General features: G+C 37.0%; 22 protein-coding genes. 4 read left to right on the top strand and 18 right to left on the bottom strand.

The window, feature by feature from the left end:
* Positions 1 to 98: 98 nt before the first annotated feature.
* From BQ6100_RS14250 to spoIIIAA, 15 genes are all read right to left on the bottom strand, one after another.
* Positions 99 to 947, bottom strand: coding sequence for a polyprenyl synthetase family protein (locus tag BQ6100_RS14250; RefSeq protein WP_173719915.1), 849 nt, complete (start codon positions 945 to 947; stop codon positions 99 to 101).
* 46 nt (positions 948 to 993) lie between these two features.
* Entirely contained in the window at positions 994 to 1,209 is a 216-nt protein-coding gene (locus BQ6100_RS14255) for an exodeoxyribonuclease VII small subunit (RefSeq protein WP_173719917.1), read from the bottom strand.
* Between the two features lie 10 nt (positions 1,210 to 1,219).
* Entirely contained in the window at positions 1,220 to 2,572 is a 1,353-nt protein-coding gene (gene xseA, locus BQ6100_RS14260) for an exodeoxyribonuclease VII large subunit (protein ID WP_075982258.1), read from the bottom strand.
* Positions 2,573 to 2,673: 101 nt separating this feature from the next.
* Positions 2,674 to 3,057 (bottom strand): transcription antitermination factor NusB, encoded by a 384-nt coding sequence (gene nusB, locus BQ6100_RS14265; protein ID WP_075982259.1) that lies wholly within the window; start codon positions 3,055 to 3,057, stop codon positions 2,674 to 2,676.
* 227 nt (positions 3,058 to 3,284) lie between these two features.
* A complete protein-coding gene (locus BQ6100_RS14270) occupies positions 3,285 to 3,692 on the bottom strand; it encodes an Asp23/Gls24 family envelope stress response protein (protein WP_075982260.1) in 408 nt (135 codons plus the stop codon).
* Positions 3,693 to 3,707: 15 nt separating this feature from the next.
* Positions 3,708 to 5,066, bottom strand: a complete 1,359-nt coding sequence (gene accC, locus BQ6100_RS14275; protein ID WP_075982261.1) for an acetyl-CoA carboxylase biotin carboxylase subunit — start codon at positions 5,064 to 5,066, stop codon at positions 3,708 to 3,710.
* 15 nt (positions 5,067 to 5,081) lie between these two features.
* On the bottom strand, positions 5,082 to 5,591 hold the full coding sequence (gene accB, locus BQ6100_RS14280) for an acetyl-CoA carboxylase biotin carboxyl carrier protein (protein ID WP_075982262.1): 510 nt from the start codon (positions 5,589 to 5,591) through the stop codon (positions 5,082 to 5,084).
* A gap of 198 nt (positions 5,592 to 5,789) precedes the next feature.
* Entirely contained in the window at positions 5,790 to 6,356 is a 567-nt protein-coding gene (locus BQ6100_RS14285) for a SpoIIIAH-like family protein (protein ID WP_075982263.1), read from the bottom strand.
* Positions 6,357 to 6,359: 3 nt separating this feature from the next.
* The gene (spoIIIAG, locus tag BQ6100_RS14290) at positions 6,360 to 7,019 is read right to left on the bottom strand and encodes a stage III sporulation protein AG (RefSeq protein ID WP_075982264.1); all 660 of its coding nucleotides are present in this window, start codon (positions 7,017 to 7,019) and stop codon (positions 6,360 to 6,362) included.
* Positions 7,020 to 7,625 (bottom strand): stage III sporulation protein AF, encoded by a 606-nt coding sequence (gene spoIIIAF, locus BQ6100_RS14295; protein ID WP_075982265.1) that lies wholly within the window; start codon positions 7,623 to 7,625, stop codon positions 7,020 to 7,022.
* Between the two features lie 15 nt (positions 7,626 to 7,640).
* Positions 7,641 to 8,837 (bottom strand): stage III sporulation protein AE, encoded by a 1,197-nt coding sequence (gene spoIIIAE / locus BQ6100_RS14300; protein ID WP_097677962.1) that lies wholly within the window; start codon positions 8,835 to 8,837, stop codon positions 7,641 to 7,643.
* A gap of 44 nt (positions 8,838 to 8,881) precedes the next feature.
* The gene (spoIIIAD, locus tag BQ6100_RS14305) at positions 8,882 to 9,271 is read right to left on the bottom strand and encodes a stage III sporulation protein AD (protein ID WP_235816590.1); all 390 of its coding nucleotides are present in this window, start codon (positions 9,269 to 9,271) and stop codon (positions 8,882 to 8,884) included.
* 15 nt (positions 9,272 to 9,286) lie between these two features.
* On the bottom strand, positions 9,287 to 9,493 hold the full coding sequence (spoIIIAC, locus tag BQ6100_RS14310) for a stage III sporulation protein AC (RefSeq protein WP_075982268.1): 207 nt from the start codon (positions 9,491 to 9,493) through the stop codon (positions 9,287 to 9,289).
* A 19-nt stretch (positions 9,494 to 9,512) separates the two neighbouring features.
* Positions 9,513 to 10,028, bottom strand: coding sequence for a stage III sporulation protein SpoIIIAB (gene spoIIIAB / locus BQ6100_RS14315; protein WP_075982269.1), 516 nt, complete (start codon positions 10,026 to 10,028; stop codon positions 9,513 to 9,515).
* Entirely contained in the window at positions 10,028 to 10,951 is a 924-nt protein-coding gene (spoIIIAA, locus tag BQ6100_RS14320) for a stage III sporulation protein AA (RefSeq protein ID WP_075982270.1), read from the bottom strand. Before spoIIIAA ends, spoIIIAB begins: the two co-directional genes overlap by 1 nt.
* A gap of 209 nt (positions 10,952 to 11,160) precedes the next feature.
* Between spoIIIAA and BQ6100_RS14325 the strand changes: the two genes are divergently transcribed.
* The 3 genes from BQ6100_RS14325 to BQ6100_RS21125 all read left to right on the top strand — a co-directional run bounded on the left by BQ6100_RS14325 (position 11,161) and on the right by BQ6100_RS21125 (position 13,593).
* Positions 11,161 to 12,564, top strand: a complete 1,404-nt coding sequence (locus BQ6100_RS14325) for an alkaline phosphatase (RefSeq protein ID WP_235816530.1) — start codon at positions 11,161 to 11,163, stop codon at positions 12,562 to 12,564.
* A gap of 102 nt (positions 12,565 to 12,666) precedes the next feature.
* Entirely contained in the window at positions 12,667 to 13,353 is a 687-nt protein-coding gene (locus tag BQ6100_RS14330; protein ID WP_075982271.1) for an SIMPL domain-containing protein, read from the top strand.
* 93 nt (positions 13,354 to 13,446) lie between these two features.
* Complete coding sequence (locus BQ6100_RS21125; RefSeq protein WP_173719793.1) at positions 13,447 to 13,593, top strand: hypothetical protein; 147 nt, start codon at positions 13,447 to 13,449, stop codon at positions 13,591 to 13,593.
* Between the two features lie 80 nt (positions 13,594 to 13,673).
* Here BQ6100_RS21125 and efp read toward each other — a convergent pair whose 3' ends face one another.
* The 3 genes from efp to BQ6100_RS14345 form a co-directional block, all read right to left on the bottom strand.
* Complete coding sequence (gene efp / locus BQ6100_RS14335) at positions 13,674 to 14,231, bottom strand: elongation factor P (protein WP_075982272.1); 558 nt, start codon at positions 14,229 to 14,231, stop codon at positions 13,674 to 13,676.
* Positions 14,232 to 14,252: 21 nt separating this feature from the next.
* On the bottom strand, positions 14,253 to 15,314 hold the full coding sequence (locus BQ6100_RS14340; RefSeq protein WP_075982273.1) for a M24 family metallopeptidase: 1,062 nt from the start codon (positions 15,312 to 15,314) through the stop codon (positions 14,253 to 14,255).
* 114 nt (positions 15,315 to 15,428) lie between these two features.
* A complete protein-coding gene (locus BQ6100_RS14345; protein WP_075982274.1) occupies positions 15,429 to 15,935 on the bottom strand; it encodes a YqhR family membrane protein in 507 nt (168 codons plus the stop codon).
* A gap of 290 nt (positions 15,936 to 16,225) precedes the next feature.
* Between BQ6100_RS14345 and BQ6100_RS14350 the strand changes: the two genes are divergently transcribed.
* Complete coding sequence (locus tag BQ6100_RS14350; RefSeq protein WP_075982275.1) at positions 16,226 to 17,170, top strand: DUF1385 domain-containing protein; 945 nt, start codon at positions 16,226 to 16,228, stop codon at positions 17,168 to 17,170.
* Positions 17,171 to 17,196: the final 26 nt, after the last annotated feature.

Raw genomic sequence — 17,196 nt, forward strand, 5'->3', positions numbered from 1 at the left:
GAAATTTCAAGGCTGAAAAAATAGCCGCTAACACTAACGTGATAACGGCACCTAAGTTATTATACCATACATTTTTTTTGGTCTCAATGAATCATGCATTAATGGTCCCGATGTGCGATTAATAAAGTGATTTCTTCTAGCAAACTTGTTTTTAATCCGGTTTCCTTTAACAATCTAAGGCTTTCATTTATGTGATTCTTTAACGCCCTTTTTGCCCCAGCTAAGGTTAATAATGCCGGGTAGGTCATTTTATGATTCTCTTCGTCACTGCCTACTGGCTTACCTATTTTTTCTTCATCGCCTTCAAGGTCTAATATATCATCGCGAATTTGAAAGGCTAGTCCTAAATGATAGGCAAATTTAGATAGAATCTTCTTTTCCATTTCGGTTGCTCTTGCAAGAATTGCACCAGCCAATATACTAAATTCAAGGAGCTTTCCTGTCTTATGTACATGAACATATTCAAGCTCTTCCAGGGTTAGCTTTTTTCCTTCCGCCTCCATGTCGGCAACCTGACCCCCAACCATTCCTTCTGCACCAGAGGCCTTTGCAAATTCTTGAATGATGGCAATTTTTTGATCGGCATCAGCATGTTCGGATGGTATTTGAGCAATTAATTGAAATCCATAGGTTAATAATGCATCACCAGAAAGAGTAGCTATGGCTTCACCAAACACCTTGTGATTTGTCGGTTTTCCCCTTCGTAAGTCATCATCATCCATTGAAGGCAGATCATCATGAATTAATGAATAGGTATGAATCATTTCAATGGCACTAGCGACTTCCAAGCCCTTTTCTATTGGTTTATCAAAAGCTTTTAGTGTGGCAAATAATAATAATGGACGAATACGTTTTCCACCTGCATTTAAGGAATAAAGCATTGATTCTTTTAATATTTGAGGTGCATCAAGCTTATCAACACTTTCATTTAGCTTTTGAATGAGCATTTCTTTTTGAGATTCTGCAAAAGATCCTAGATTATCATTATCCACTCTAGTTATCCTCCTCAATAGAAAAGCCTTCCTTCTGTCCATCCTCCGTTAAAATTTGTGTTAATTGACCTTCCACACGCTTTAACTTATCATGGCAAAATTTAGATAGCTCCATACCCTTTTGATAAATAGAAATGGCCTCTTCGAGAGGTACATCTCCCTCCTCTAACTTTTCAACAATCTCCTCTAATTGATCCATCGCCTCTTCAAAGGTCATTTTTTGATCGTTACTCATTTTTACTCCCCCCCTGTATGTCTTTTACCTCACAATAAATGGTTCCATCTGATAACTTTACATTGATTCGATCATTTATATTAACTTGCTCTGTACTCTTAACTAGCTTTCCATCTTCCCCGTAGACGACACTGTATCCTCTACTCATAATTTTCAATGGATTTAACGCCTCTAAGGTTGAAATCACATGAGAATATTTCTGGATATTCTTTGAAAGGATTAATGACATGGAACGATTAAGATTCCTAAGAATGACTTGATGCTTTTGTTTATATTGAATAACCTGTTCATTTGGTGATTTAAGTACTAATCTCTTCTCCAATTGAATAAATTGCTCACTCTTTTGCTCTAATAATTTACCAGTTCCCTTTATAAGCTCTTCTTTCATTTTGTCTACTTGCTCTAATTTTTGCTCATATAACTTATGTGGGTAGCGGAAGGCATAAGACTTCTGCAGGCGTTCTAAACGATCACCTTGGATGGAGATCTTCTTCTTCATGGTTCTCATTAATCTTGTCTGATTTGTATAAATCTTGCCAAGAAGTTCATCGATATGTGGAACCGCCAGCTCTGCTGCTCCTGTTGGAGTAGGTGCCCTTTTGTCTGCAACAAAATCTGCAATCGTTACATCAGTCTCATGTCCTACTGCTGAAATAATTGGAATGGAAGAAGAAAAAATCGCTCTTGCAACTATTTCTTCATTAAATGCCCATAATTCCTCAATCGATCCCCCTCCTCGACCGACAATTAATACATCAATTTCCTCTTGTTCATTCGCAAGTTGAATCGCATGAACGATGGAGGGTGCCGCTTGATTCCCTTGGACAAGTGCAGGAATAAGCAGGATATTTGCAATAGGATACCGCCTTTTGATGGTTGTGATAATATCCCGAATAGCCGCTCCTGTAGGTGAAGTAATTACTCCAATTGTTTTCGGGTATTTTGGTATCTTTTTCTTAAACTGAGGAGAGAAAAGCTGCTCTTTTTCCAATTTTTCCTTCAATTGTTCAAATGCTAAATATAGCTCACCTATTCCGTCTGGCTGCATTTCCTTAATATAAACCTGATATTGACCACTTGATTCAAATAAGGAAATATCCCCTTTGATAAGAACCTTCATTCCATTTTCAGGAGTGAATTTCAAAGTACGATTATACCTTGAAAACATTACAGCTAATATGCGTGCCTTTTCATCCTTTAAGGTAAAATACATATGTCCACTAGAATGCTGTTTAAAATTGGAGATTTCCCCCTTTACAAACACATTTTGAAGATGGGGATCCACATCAAATTTTCTTTTTATGTATTTAGTTAATGCAGTGACAGATAAATAACGATTTTCCATATTAGAACTCCTTTGTTCTTGAACTACTGAATGAAGGAATGAAAATCAGGCTCTAACACAATAAGTGAAACCCCCCAGTAGTGGAAGTTTCACTTATTGTGTTATTGCTTCACTTTGGATAACACAGCATTTATAAACCGACTTGACTGATCATCTCCATATAACTTCGCAATTTCAATTGCTTCGTCAAATACCACATTTTCTGGTACTTCATCATGGCAAAAATGAAGTTCAAAAATAGCAAGTCTTAAAAGATTACGGTCCACATTGGCTAGACGGTCAATGGTCCATTTCTCTAGATTATTTACGATTAGTTGATCGATTGAATCCCTTTTCTCAATAACTCCATAGACTAATCGATTTAAGTATTCATCTTGCGGAGAACCGTCCAAAACATGATGAATCGCATCACTCGGCTCTACATCGCTAATATCAATTTGAAATAAGGCCTGTAAAGCCTTTTCTCTTGCTGTTCTTCTTTTCATTTTATTCTAAAACTCCTTTAAGGATGGGTTATCCTAAATATCATAACAAAATCATAGCATAACTGATATAACTTCGCATAATTCATTCTTTATTTTCCCTAAAAACTTGATAAAACATGCTATTATCCTTAATAAAGTGATGCTCAACTTAAACCAGATATGTATGTATAGACTGCTAAAAAGAAGAAAGCCAAAGACTAAGTATTTTGTCTCTGGCTCGATTTTGCTTATTCTTCGGCTTCTTTTTCAGACTCGTGCTTCGGATTTTCAAATTGTATACCAACAATATGAATATTAACTTCCTCGGCATCAAGAGCAGTCATATTTAGCAAGGCTTGGCGGATATTATCTTGAATCTTTTGAGCTACGGTTGGAATAGAAACTCCGAACTTCATAGAACAGTATACATCTACTTTAATTCCCTCTTCGGAAAGCTCCACTTTAACACCTTTACCGTGGTTTTTCTTTCCTAATCGTTCCACCACACCTGCTGCGAAATTTCCTCTCATTTGTGCTACGCCTTCGACTTCCGATGCAGCAATGCCTGCAATTACCTCAATTACTTCAGGAGCAATTTCTACTTTTCCAAGACCTGTATTTCCTGGATTCATTTCTAAGATGTTGTTTTCGCTCATTCTGTGCACCCCCAGTTAACTTTCTGAATTCATTACATCATACATTTCTAAAAACTTCGTATTGAAATTACCCTCAACAAATTTTTCATGGTTGAGAAGTTTCAAATGAAATGGAATGGTCGTATGAATTCCTTCGATTACAAATTCACTTAATGCACGTTTCATTCTAGAAATCGCTTCATCACGACTTTTTCCATAGGTTATGACCTTCGCAATCATAGAATCATAATACGGCGGAATAGAATAACCTGGATAAGCAGCAGAATCGATGCGTACTCCAAGACCTCCTGGCGGCAAGTACATCTTAATTTTACCAGGGGAAGGCATAAAGTTCTTTGAAGGATTTTCAGCATTAATTCTACATTCGATTGCCCAACCTTGAAAATTAACTTCAGATTGCATGAAATTTAATTTATCACCAGATGCAACCTTAATTTGCTCCTTGATTAAATCTACTCCAGTAACCATTTCTGTAACAGGATGTTCTACTTGAATTCTGGTATTCATTTCCATAAAGTAAAATTTACGATTGCGATAATCATATATAAATTCTACCGTGCCAGCCCCAGTATAATCAACTGCTTTTGCAGCTTTTACTGCAGCGTTCCCCATTTCCTCGCGAATTTCTCCGTCAAGAGCAGGAGACGGGGTTTCTTCAAGTAATTTCTGAAGCCTTCTTTGTATAGAACAGTCTCTTTCTCCTAAGTGAACCACATTTCCATGTTCATCCGCAAGTACTTGGATCTCAACATGTCGGAAATCCTCAATAAATTTCTCTAAATAAACTCCTGGATTTCCAAATGCAGTTAACGCTTCCTGCTGTGTTATATTAATTCCCTTAATTAATTCTTGTTCATTTCTGGCGATACGAATCCCTTTTCCTCCACCACCAGCTGTTGCTTTGATAATAACCGGATATTCTATTTGATTTGCTATTTCAATGGCCTCATCAACATTTCTAATTATTCCCTGTGAGCCTGGGACAATTGGGACCCCAGCTTCTCTCATGGTTTCACGGGCAATATCCTTTGTGCCCATTTTGTTAATAGCTTCTGGTGTTGGGCCAACAAACTTGATATTTACCTCCCTACAAAGTTCAGCAAAATCCGCATTTTCCGCTAAAAATCCGTATCCAGGATGGATTGCATCACATCCTGTTAATCTTGCCACACTAATAATGTTAGCGAAATTTAAATAGCTTTCTTTTGATACTTTTGGTCCAATACAATATGCTTCATCGGCTAGCTGAACATGTAAGGATTCCTTATCTGCCTCAGAATATACAGCAACTGACTCAATTCCCATTTCACGGCAAGCACGAATAATTCTTACTGCGATTTCGCCTCTATTTGCAATTAATAGTTTTTTTATCATTCCAAAGAACTCCCTTTATTCAGGCTTTACTAAAAATAACGGTTGACCGTATTCAACGAGTTGGCCGTCTTTAACAAGAATTTCAACTATCTCACCATTAACCTCTGCCTCAATTTCGTTAAATAACTTCATAGCCTCGATAATACATACAACAGAGTCATTTGTAACCTTAGAACCTAGTTTTACATATGGTTCTGCCTCTGGAGATGACGCTTGATAAAATGTACCAACCATTGGAGAAGTGATTTTATGTAAATCTGTGTTCTCCACTTCAACTGCAGCTTCTTTAGCAGGTGCTTCTACCTTCACCTCAGGTTTTACTTCTTGTTTGACAACCGGTGCTGCTGCTTGAGGTGCTGCTACTTCCTCAACAGCTACTTGTTTTACCGGTTGAGCGATGGCAACTGTTTCTGTTGTCTTTTTCTTCATTTTGATTTTGGATCCATCACTTTCATAAACAAATTCATCGATATTGGATTGATCAACTAATTTAATCAATTCCCTAATTTCTTGCACTTTTAGCATACTTGCCACCCCTTAAATTTTATGTAATTATGACTAAATACTAATATCATACGATAATACCTACTAGAAGTTCAATAAATAGAATATTTTCATTTCTATAATAATACTTCTATCCCCTTATTTAAAAACATTTTTTTATTTTTCGAAAAATTTGTGAATAAAAAAAGGAGAGGGTATTTTCCCCCTCTTCCTGTATCCTTATTTTGTTGGTTGGAATTCTACTGCTGCTACTTGTAAATGTCCTAACTCCTTTTTGACCTGTTGCAGAATTTTATTTGCTTCAGCTTTAGAATGCTTATCAGATTTAACTGTAATACGAACTTCTTCTCCATCTGCTCTAACTAATGCATCGTCATATCCCATGGAAATAATCAGGGTTTCAAGTACCTGTTCCTTATGTTCTGTTTTCTCTAACTCATCTACTTTCTCAATTGCTTGGTTCCGTTGATCTGCAGGTAAATCAGTGGAAGCCATTATTTCTGTTAGTCTTTCCTTCTCTTCACTTCTCTCTGCCTCAATATCTAATCGCAATTGTTCAAATTGTTCATCGCTAGCATTTTCTGAAATAACTGTTACGCCATCAGACTGTTCTCCTGTTGCCTTATTTTCCTTTGTTCCATTTGCCGTTTCACTAGTTTTCTTTTTTTCCTCTACCTTTGTTAGCTGGTCCCCTTTTTGCTCAGGTGAAGTAATATAATAGACTGATAATACTACGACTAAACTTAACATTGTTAATAACCAAACCGTTTGTTTTTTCAATAACATTTTTTATTCCCCCTTTGGTTTTTTCGGTAATACAGACACTCGATGCATCGGTACATCTAAAACTCTTGTAACTGCTTCAAAAATCCAACCTTTAACTTCAACATTCTCTGCTCCCTTGGCAACGACAAGAACCCCTCTTATCTCTGGCTTCTTCGTTTCTACCACAATCGGTCCTTCCTTTTCCCCTTCATTCGTAATGACCAGCTGTTCATCCTTTGATTGCTCCTCTATCATTCTTTTTCCACCCTGGGGATCTGTTTCTTCAGTAGTTTGAGAGTTTGTCACCGTGTTTTTTTCTAAAACCTTTTTTTCTGTTGCATCTACATTTACTACAACAATCACATCATCCACCCCGTTTATTTCCTCAAGGGCCTCCTTCAGCTGATTTTCATATCGGTTTTCATATTCTTTTATCAAATCATTGCTTTTGGATTTACCTTGTCCAAACGTTGGGACATCTTCTTCTTTATTCGTTTGGTTATTAAAAACCGGCAAATCCGCATTAGATTCCCCGCTGAATAATAGATTGCTTAGCACCATGATAAAGGCTCCAAAAAGGAGAACAAGGAGCAGGTATTGATATTTATTTTTCTTCTTATCTCCATTGCCACTTTCTGAAAATAGCTTTTTTAGTGTAGATAATGGTCCTTTGTCTTGACTCATTTACGATGTGCTTCCCCCTTTTACCATGACATCAATCATTTCTTGCCCGACACCCCATTTTTCAGAAAGATGTGAAGTGATCCTTTCTAACGTATCGGATTGATCATTTGTTGGAGGGGATTCGTCAGTATTGATTTCAACTTTGCTAATGGCTTCAACCGTATTTGTTTTTTCCTCAATTGATGTGAGTTGAACTTTAATTTTCTCTACATTTTCTGGAAAGTTTCCTTGCGCTTGGTCATTCACTGAAAGGTCAATATCTGTAATCATTAATCCGTACCCTGTCATCAACTCCTCTTGGGCGTCATTCTTCATTTGGACAGCCGTTTGTTCTAAAATATATGCAGTTTGAGAGGCTTGTATTTCTTTTTTCTTAATTTCTATTAAATTTTCTGCATTTTTATCTTGGATAAATTCAAAGGTCGGAATCTGAAAATCCTGTGAAACGATTTTCAGAATTGGCGAAAGAATGATAGCCATAAGCAATAGACCTGTTACCATTTTGGTGTATTTTTGTAGATTAGAGTTTGGAAGAAGCATATCAATGACCGTAGCCAGCAGGACAAAGAGAATGATATTTGTAATCCATTCGATTAAAAAATCCATAACCTCTCCTTCCTCCTAACGAACCATCATCGTTAAATTACCGGCTGCGATAATCACCGTAATACTTAGAAAAAACATGAGTGAAACAATCGCTAAGGCGGCAAATACATACATAATTGATTTACTTATCACATCCAAGCATTGTATGACTGGACCCCCACCCAGTGGCTGTAATATCGCTGCAGCAAATTTATAAATAAAGGAAATCATGAGAATCTTAATCGCAGGAAATGCAGAAATCATCAGAAGGATGGCCACGCCTGCTATTCCAACGGTATTTTTTAATAAGAGTGATGCGCTAATAACGGTATCCGTTGCGTCTGTAAACATTCTTCCGATTACCGGAATAAAGTTTCCTGTAATAAATTTTGCCGTTCTAATGGTGATTCCATCTGTAACCGCTGCAGATGCTCCTTGAACAGAAATAACTCCTAGAAAGACCGTTAAAAATAGCCCTAGTAGTCCGATACTCCAGTTCCTTATGAGGTTTGCTAGCTGTGTCACCTTATAATGATCGCTAAGAATACTAACAATATTCAAAAGAGCAGCAAGAAATAATAATGGCAATATCACATATTGAATAAACATCCCACTCACATTCATCAGAAAAAGGATGACGGGATGAAAAAAGGCTGCAGATACTAATCCCCCAGAAGATGCAATTAAAGCGAGAAGCAGTGGGGTAAGGGCTAAAATAAATGACGTCATTGTACTTATGGCCTCATTTGTGTAATCGATTGCTACATGAAAGCTATTAAGTGCTAGTATGATAAGCACCATAAAAACAATGGCATAGGCCACCTTGCTAATCGTTCCTTGCTCAAAGGCATTTTGAAGAGACTGTAGAAACATGCTGAAAACAGTTAATATAATCAGCGACCCTAACAATTTCCCATTCACAATGAATTCATGAAAAATAAAATTTAAAATTCCTTTTCCCCATTCTTCAAAGGAGAATTGCTTATCTCCTTTGACAAACTCATACAAACTTCCCTTCTGACTTTCTGGTAAATATCCGCCATATTTAGTTGTGACTTCCTCCCAAAATCCCTTAAGCTCATCCAAATCAAGATGATCAATTTGTTGATCAACCAGATCCTTAGGACTCGTGATTTCATCCTTGTTTATTTCCTCTGCGTGAGCTTGTACATTTGGAGTGATTAGGAGGATTAACAAGAAAGCAAAGAAGGAAAAGGTCGTTATCCGTTGCATCATCTATTATTTCACCTACTCTACAGCTTGTTTACTTGCAAGGTCTAATTTGGTATTAATTTGAGAATGGTTTCGATCATCACTGTTAAAATAGGAATCGCCATTGCTAAGATAAGGATTTTTCCTCCCAGTTCAATTTTTGAAGCGATTGCACCTTGACCTGCATCCTTAGTAATCTGAGATGCAAATTCTGCAATATAAGCGATGCCAATAATTTTTAGAATCGTTTCTAAATAAACTAAATTCACCTTCGCATTTTTAGCAATACCCTCTAGCATATGGATAATGGCGTAGATTTGGTCTACTAGAAATAAGAAAATGGCACATCCAACAAAGACTATGAGCAAAAAGGCAAAATTCGGTTTTTGCTCCTTAACGATTAATGCAAGAAAGGTGGAAACGAGAGCAACCCCAACTATTTGTAGGATTTCAATGGCTAACTCCCCCTTTTAACCCTGGAATAAAAAAACGGATTTAATCTTTTGAAATAAATCATCTACAATGGTAGCAACCATAAATAAAATATATATAAAACCAAACAGTGTTACCCACTGTGCATATTCCTTTTTACCAACCTGATCTAAAATTGTATGAAGGAAGGCGACAACGATTCCTACGCCAGCAATTTTAAAGATGATATCTACCTCTAAACCCATGAATTCTCCTCCTAAACCCTTACATCAGTAAAATGCACAACAATAATCCAGATAAAAATCCTAAGCTTTTTAGCATCTTTTCATACTTTGCTTGTTTATCGTATGCATCGCCTTCTTCTCTTTCTAGATGCGTAAGTGCTAGTCTTATTTGTTTTTGTTGTGAGATTTTGTCATGACGACCTAACGTTTCTCCAAACTGCTTCATAATTTCAAATTCTCCCTGCTGCAGAGCAGTTAATTTCCAAACCTCCTTGAGACTCTGTTCCCAGGCAATTTTCACTGTTGTATCCGAATCAGTTAATTTCTTCGCAAAGGATTCAAAAAATTGAGATAACGGTTTAGACATTTGTGTAGCCAGCCTTCTTGCTGCCTCATGCAGCGGTGTATGACCATACATAATTTCTGCTTCTAGTGATTGAAGAGCTGCTTTCAATTGACGGAGTTGCTTCGGTCTCTCAGAGAAATTTCTAGATGCTTCAAACCCTGCCCAAGTAGTTGCGACGATGATAAAAAATGCACCAATAAGTTTTATCATTAGGTCACTCTCACCTTTGTGTAGATTTCCTCACCATGCAGGTCTTTAATTGAAGTTAATGTTCCGGGGCCATCATCCCGGCTTAACTCAATAAATCTTTGAAAAATACCTAACTCAAGAATTGGTTTAAGTATTGGGCGGCTACTTAATTCTGTGAAATCCCTTCCATGAGCAGTCATGATTAGTTTTATCCCTGAGTGAACTGCTTCTAATATCGCCTCACAATCTTCCTTTCTACCAATTTCGTCTACAACTAGAACGTCTGGACTCATAGATCGAATCATCATCATCATTCCCTCTGCTTTTGGACAGCTGTCAAGTACGTCGACACGTGGACCAAAGGTAAGCTGAGGGACACCATGGATACAGCCGGCAATTTCTGATCTCTCATCGATAATGCCCACCTTGCTAGCATTTAATTGACGATTCAAATCACCTGAAGATATAATTCTGGCAATATCCCGAAGCAATGTTGTTTTCCCAGTTTGTGGTGGTCCAATAATCATGGTATGCAGCCACCCGTTTTTATAAAGAAAAGGGATGAGCCTATCAGCAATTCCAATCTTTTCCCTGGCAATACGGATATTAAAGGAAGATACATCTCTGACAGCCTTAACAAATCCATTTTCTAATATCACTTTTCCAGCTAAGCCAACACGATGGCCACCCGAAACAGTAACATATCCTCGCTTTAATTCTTCCTCCATCGTATAAATTGAATATTGGCTAATTTTATTTAGGAGCTGATACGCATCCTCAGGATGGACAATATAAGATAAAAATCTTGGGGAACCCTTTACTGTCACCTCAATTGGTTTATTTATTCGGATTCGAATTTCTTCCAATTCCTCCATCTGAATGGCTGGAATTCCCTTTAGTTGTTCGGATAAATTTTTCGGTAATATTTCTAAAATCGTTTCCACAGCTATGCTCCTCCATATTTTTTACATTGATACATACTTTTGGAAACATACTAAAACAAATAAGTCCATTTGGCCTTCTCTTAATTAAATGTATGCCTGCTTGACCACATTATGACTTTGAATTAAAACAGTATTAAATACGAGTGACATGCTTCATTTGAATTTTTCACTTTTCATTCCGGTAAATTCGTGTAAAGGAGATTTTGATTATGAAAAATATGCGAATAATTCTCTCCGTTTTCCTTTTAGTTTTCATAGGAGCAATTGCAGGTTACATATTCTTTTCAGGTGAATATCCGAGGAGCCAAAAGGCAGCAAAACAAGATATTAAGCCCAAAAATGTCATCTTTATGATTGGGGATGGCATGGGCTTCGGGCAAATGGAAATTGCTCGTTTATTTGAATACGGCAAAACGGGAAAGCTTTTTATGGAAACTCTTCCTAATGTTGCGTTCGTACATACAAATTCTGCCAATCAATTTGTTACAGACTCAGCAGCTGGGGGGACTGCCCTAGCTACTGGCCACAAAACAAATAATGAAATGATTGGAATCAAACCAAATCAACAAGTGGTAGATAGCATTCTAGATAAATTTAAAGAAGACGGTAAAAAGGTTGGTGTCATTACAACAAGTTCAATCACCGATGCTACCCCAGCCTCCTTCACAGCGAGCATCGCCAATCGATGGACAAATCAAAATGAAATTGCAGCACAACAGCTTGAGAATAGAGTCGATGTTCTACTTGGGGGAGGAGCAAATAAATTTAAACGAACAAAAGCAGGAGAAAAGGATTTAATCCCAGCCTTTAAAAAGGAGGGGTATACCTATGTAACAGACAAGTCAGAATTAGCAGCAGCCAAGGGGGAAAAACTTCTAGGGCTATTCAACCCTATTCATATGAACTTTAAGATTGACCGGGATGAATACAAAAGTAAAGAGCCATCTTTAACTGAAATGACGCAAAAGGCATTGGAATTTCTCAATCAAGATTCCCCTGGATTTTTTCTGATGGTTGAAGGAGCACGAATTGATCATGCTTCCCATTCTGCAGATTTTACAAGTATTTGGAAAGAAACAATTGAGTTTGATCATGCCGTTAAGTTTGCCGTTAACTGGGCAAAAAAGAACGGGGACACACTTGTTATTGTTACAGCCGATCACGAGACAATGGGTATCTCTGAAAGTGAACCAATCAATATGAAAGGGTTAAAAAGGATGGAGGTGACACCAACATACATTGCGGATAGATTAAAAAAAGAAAAAGCTCTCGAGCATAATGATATTTCAAAAGTCAAAGGAATATTAAAAACCTATGGACATCTCCATTTATCTAAACAAGAGACAAAGGCATTTATGAATAAATGTAATAATGAAAAAGGGCAGGTTTATAAAGAATCGCAAATTGCTTGGGAAATTGGAAGTATGATTGCTGCCCATAATCATGCAGGTGTAATGAGTAGAGAAAATCGCGTTTTGAGTAGTACTGGGGGACATACCGGAAATCCTGTTCCTTTATTTTCTTATGGGAAGGGCAGCGAAGGATTTGAAGGTGTTTTAGACAATGTAGAGATTCCAAGAATCATCGCAAAACTAATGGGCTATCAGCTATAAGTAACCTTGTCTTATTGAATTTAATTAAATGGCATGGCATTTTTTCCAATTTGGAAAGTACATTTATATATGAAAAGCAAAGATATCTGAGGGGGAGTAAATTTGTATCATTACCAGGCAAACCCATTTTACATCCAAAGTGATCAAAAAAACTCTAGGAATCAGTACTATGTGATGATGGTTTTTGGCGAAGGAACAGTAAGTGTTCAACCGGATCAAGCAGTCATAATGATTGGTGCTTCAACAGAGAATCGAGAGTTGAGAAAGGCACAAGCAGAAAATGCTGAGATAATAAAAAATGTTCAAAATGCTGTTCAAGGGCTAGGAATCAGTCAAGACCAAATGAGAACATCGGAATATTCTATTTATCCACAATATGATTATATTGACGGAAAACAGCAATTCCGAGGATATAGGGTGGACCATCTGTTAAATATTACAGTTAGAGATACAAGCAAAGTTGGATCCGTGGTAGACACAGCCGTTACCAACGGGGCAAACACGATAAGAAACATCTTTTTCTCTCTATCAAACCCAAGTAAATTTTATCAAGAATCTCTTAAAGAGGCAGTCCAGGATGCGCTTTCAAAGGCAGTAACGATTGCCTCTTCCTTAAATGTACAACTCATTAAAACCCCCATCTCGATTAACGAAAAACATGAGACAAGACCCTCTGCCACCCCTTTTGAACCTTTTCAATCTGTAAAAGTAGCCACAACCACCCCAATCGAGCCAGGAAAATTAGAGGTAAGATCAACCATTCAAGCTGTTTTCCAATATTACTTATAGAATAAGAGTTGGAACAAACATAAAAATTCAATCTTTGCTCATAATAATATGGAAAGGAGCATGATGATGGTTAATATAAATACAAACGAATTTTTGAAACATCAACGAAAAACAAGCTATTTAGATAATACAAAGAATAATCCTTCAAAACAAACCTCTGACCCAGAGTATAATAATAAAAATAATACAGATATGTCCGTTGGAGCAACTGGCCGAGATATATCAGATCTTCAATCTTAAAAAACATGTAACAAAAATCCCGATTAGTGATAATCACCAATCGGGATTTTTATATGGTATCCTACAAATTTTGATTACAATTATGCACGTGATACATATGATCCTTCTGCTGTGTTAATAATTAATTTGTCTCCTTGGTTTACGAAGAAAGGAACTTGTACAACTAAACCTGTTTCTAAGGTTGCAGGTTTTGTTCCACCTGAAGCTGTATCCCCTTTAATACCTGGTTCAGTTTCTGTAACTTCTAGTTCAACTGTATTTGGAAGCTCGATTCCAAGAGTCTCTCCTTGAAACATCATAATGGATACTTCCATATTTTCCTTCAAGAACTTTAATTCATATTCAATTGCGTTAGCAGGTAGTTCAATTTGCTCGTATGATTCATTATCCATGAATACGTGTTGATCACCGCTTGCATAAAGATATTGCATTCTACGGTTATCGATTTGAGCCTTTGCCACCTTTTCACCTGCACGAAACGTTTTTTCTTGAACGGCACCTGTGCGAAGATTACGTAATTTAGAACGTACGAAGGCTGCACCTTTACCAGGCTTAACATGTTGGAAATCCATTACACGCCACAAACCACCGTCTACTTCAATTGTCAAGCCAGTACGAAAATCGTTAACAGAAATCATTCAATAAATCCTCCTAATATTTTAAAGAATAATAAGTTCTTTTGCTGAGTGCGTTAGCAATTCATTATGATTATTCGTGATTAACAGATCATCTTCAATTCGAACTCCACCGAGATCTGGAATGTAAATACCTGGTTCACATGTTACAACCATTCCAGGTTCAAGGATAATATCAGATCTCATTGCTAGGGCTGGACCCTCATGGATTTCCAGTCCAATTCCATGACCTGTGGAATGTCCAAAATATTCACCATAACCTTTTTCTGATATGTAATCTCTTGTAAGAGCGTCTGACTCTCTTCCACTCATTCCTGGTTTAATTCCTTCTACTCCTCTTTTTTGAGCTTCAAAGACAATTTGATAAATTTCCTTAAGCTTTTCATTAGGCTCCCCAACGGCAACGGTGCGAGTGATATCAGATGCATAACCCTGATAGTATGCACCATAATCTAATGTAACAAAGTCACCAGATTCAATGATTTTGTTACTTGCCACACCATGTGGAAGAGCAGAACGATAGCCTGATGCAACAATTGTATCGAAGGAAGATGATGTTGCTCCAGCCTCTCTCATAAAGAACTCCAACTCATTCGAGACCTCAAGCTCTGTTACTCCAGGGCGAATGAAATTTAAAATATGTGTAAATGCAGCATCTGCGATATTCGCTGCTTCCTTTAATATCTTAATCTCTGAGTCAGTCTTAATCAAGCGTAACTTTTCTACCAATTCGGAAACAGGAACAAATTCAGCCTTCACTTCTTTTTCATAGGATTTATATTCAGAAAAAGTGACATAATCCTGTTCAAATCCAAGCCTTTTTATTCCTAGGTTTTTCACTTGGCTAGCAATTTCTTCAAGCATGGTTACTTGTTGTTTAACCACTTCGAACCCTTCACATTGTTTGGTAGCTTGTTCGACATAACGAAAATCTGTGATAAATAAGGCCTTATCATTGCTGATTAAAACAACACCTGCAGTCCCTGTAAAATTGGAAATATATCGTCGATTATAAGGACTAGTTATTAAAATTCCATCAATTCCATTGCTTTCAAATCGATCGCGTAATTTTTGTAGTTTATTCAAAATCCTCTCTCCTTTAATGTTTCATGATGTCTATAATTAATAATAACCTTAATACTCATTGTATTACCAATATGAATATTCTACCATATTCCTTTTTAAGTCAACCACTGTTTGCTAGGTGGTCGATACCCGTTTTTTTCGGTTTCTAATTTCATTTTCTTCAAAAGAAATTGAATACCCTACAAAGGTACCAAATAAAATATAAAAACAAACGGAAGTTACAATGGTGGTTTTTCCAAGCTTATTAAATGGGTCCATTCCTGGGAAAAGCGGATTTAATATGAAAAAGACGAGCAGAAATAATAATATTCCATAAATTGCACCAACCCAAAGACCTTTAAACTTCCTTAACGCAACATAATAAATAAGGGAAGCTACAATGGAAAAAAGACCGATAAATAGGATTGAAATTACAGTTCCCAACCATCCATTTTTCCAACTTCCAAGCGCCCATGGCTCTAATACAATATTAGGGCGAATTGCTGTAAAATGAAAAACATAAGCTAGATAGGCTATCCCGCTCCAAAATATACCTCCAAAAAGCCCGGTAATAATGACCATCGTGATAAATGACATTGGTTCTTCTCGTTTGTTTTGTTCTAATTCTTTATCCTGTTCCATTTTCAACACCTCCATTTTTAGTATGTCCACAGCAATTCTTGATTACCATTTAGAATCATCTTTTCTATTTATTAAAAACAAATGATTCCTGATACTCCCCTCTAGAGGTTTTAAAGAATATTTAGTAAAATAAAATTAGATGTATAATAGTTTTCAGGTTGGACATGGTGCGCATGATTGATGACATTTCCTTTGGAGATGGTAATCGGCCAAGTTCAAGTATGGCTTGAATATTATCCCTTCGCTCATACATCGAAGAATAAAATTGATATAGGTTGGTGTTAGCATAAATGGAAAAAAATCCAAGACCCAATTATGGAGGTCAAGCAGTGGTTGAGGGTGTAATGTTTGGTGGAAAACACCATACGGTTACAGCTATTCGCAGGAAGGATCGTACTGTAGATTATTTCTACCTCCCAAGAGAAGCAAACAATGGGTTGACAGCATTAAAAAAGATTCCATTTTTAAGAGGGATCGTTGCCATTATTCAATCGAGTGCAACCGGAGCAAAGCATTTAAATTTCTCAACGGAACGATATGATGTTGATCCGGAAGACGATAGCCAGATACAGGAGCAGCAACCTACAAAATTAGCCATGATACTTGGTGTAGCAACAATTGGCGTACTTTCTTTTCTCTTTGGAAAATTTATTTTCACCTTAGTTCCTGTTTTTTTAGCAGTCCTCACCAAGCCGATTTTCTCAAGCGATCTAAGTCAAATTCTCATTGAAAGCTTTTTTAAACTTGTATTATTATTTTGCTACATTTATTTTGTATCGATGACACCAATAATAAAGAGAGTTTTTCAATACCATGGTGCAGAACATAAAGTCATTAACACTTTTGAAGCAGGAAAAGAGTTAACCGTGGAAAATGTTCAAGCTCACTCACGATTACATTATCGTTGTGGCAGTAGTTTTATCCTCTTTACTGTCGTTGTCGGATTATTTATTTATATGTTTGTGCCAACTGACCCACTTTGGGTTAGGATTCTTAATCGACTTGCCCTAATCCCTGTTGTCCTAGGCGTATCGTTCGAGGTCCTTCAACTTACGAATAAGGTTAGAGAGGTTCCCGTGTTAAAATATCTAGGATATCCTGGGCTATGGCTCCAGCTTTTAACAACAAAGGAACCAACTGATGACCAAGTCGAAGTTGCCATATTATCCTTTAAGGAACTGTTAAGGAAAGAAAACGAAACTGAACAGAGCTCTACAATTGAAGAAATCATCTAAAAAGTAAGTTGCTAAGTTTAAAAAAT

The sequence above is a fragment of the Bacillus massilinigeriensis genome, assembly GCF_900117315.1.
Classification (GTDB): domain Bacteria; phylum Bacillota; class Bacilli; order Bacillales; family Cytobacillaceae; genus Bacillus_BE; species Bacillus_BE massilionigeriensis.

Bases quoted from the DNA above. Each gene is read 5' to 3' on its own strand.
- BQ6100_RS14250 (WP_173719915.1), bottom strand. From the start codon at position 947: ATGCTCATTCAAAAGCTAAATGAAAGTGTTGATAAGCTTGATGCACCT.
- BQ6100_RS14255 (WP_173719917.1), bottom strand. From the start codon at position 1,209: ATGACCTTTGAAGAGGCGATGGATCAATTAGAGGAGATTGTTGAAAAG.
- xseA (WP_075982258.1), bottom strand. From the start codon at position 2,572: ATGGAAAATCGTTATTTATCTGTCACTGCATTAACTAAATACATAAAA.
- nusB (WP_075982259.1), bottom strand. From the start codon at position 3,057: ATGAAAAGAAGAACAGCAAGAGAAAAGGCTTTACAGGCCTTATTTCAA.
- BQ6100_RS14270 (WP_075982260.1), bottom strand. From the start codon at position 3,692: ATGAGCGAAAACAACATCTTAGAAATGAATCCAGGAAATACAGGTCTT.
- accC (WP_075982261.1), bottom strand. From the start codon at position 5,066: ATGATAAAAAAACTATTAATTGCAAATAGAGGCGAAATCGCAGTAAGA.
- accB (WP_075982262.1), bottom strand. From the start codon at position 5,591: ATGCTAAAAGTGCAAGAAATTAGGGAATTGATTAAATTAGTTGATCAA.
- BQ6100_RS14285 (WP_075982263.1), bottom strand. From the start codon at position 6,356: ATGTTATTGAAAAAACAAACGGTTTGGTTATTAACAATGTTAAGTTTA.
- spoIIIAG (WP_075982264.1), bottom strand. From the start codon at position 7,019: ATGAGTCAAGACAAAGGACCATTATCTACACTAAAAAAGCTATTTTCA.
- spoIIIAF (WP_075982265.1), bottom strand. From the start codon at position 7,625: ATGGATTTTTTAATCGAATGGATTACAAATATCATTCTCTTTGTCCTG.
- spoIIIAE (WP_097677962.1), bottom strand. From the start codon at position 8,837: ATGCAACGGATAACGACCTTTTCCTTCTTTGCTTTCTTGTTAATCCTC.
- spoIIIAC (WP_075982268.1), bottom strand. From the start codon at position 9,493: ATGGGTTTAGAGGTAGATATCATCTTTAAAATTGCTGGCGTAGGAATC.
- spoIIIAB (WP_075982269.1), bottom strand. From the start codon at position 10,028: ATGATAAAACTTATTGGTGCATTTTTTATCATCGTCGCAACTACTTGG.
- BQ6100_RS14325 (WP_235816530.1), top strand. From the start codon at position 11,161: ATGAAAAATATGCGAATAATTCTCTCCGTTTTCCTTTTAGTTTTCATA.
- efp (WP_075982272.1), bottom strand. From the start codon at position 14,231: ATGATTTCTGTTAACGATTTTCGTACTGGCTTGACAATTGAAGTAGAC.
- BQ6100_RS14345 (WP_075982274.1), bottom strand. From the start codon at position 15,935: ATGGAACAGGATAAAGAATTAGAACAAAACAAACGAGAAGAACCAATG.
- BQ6100_RS14350 (WP_075982275.1), top strand. From the start codon at position 16,226: ATGGAAAAAAATCCAAGACCCAATTATGGAGGTCAAGCAGTGGTTGAG.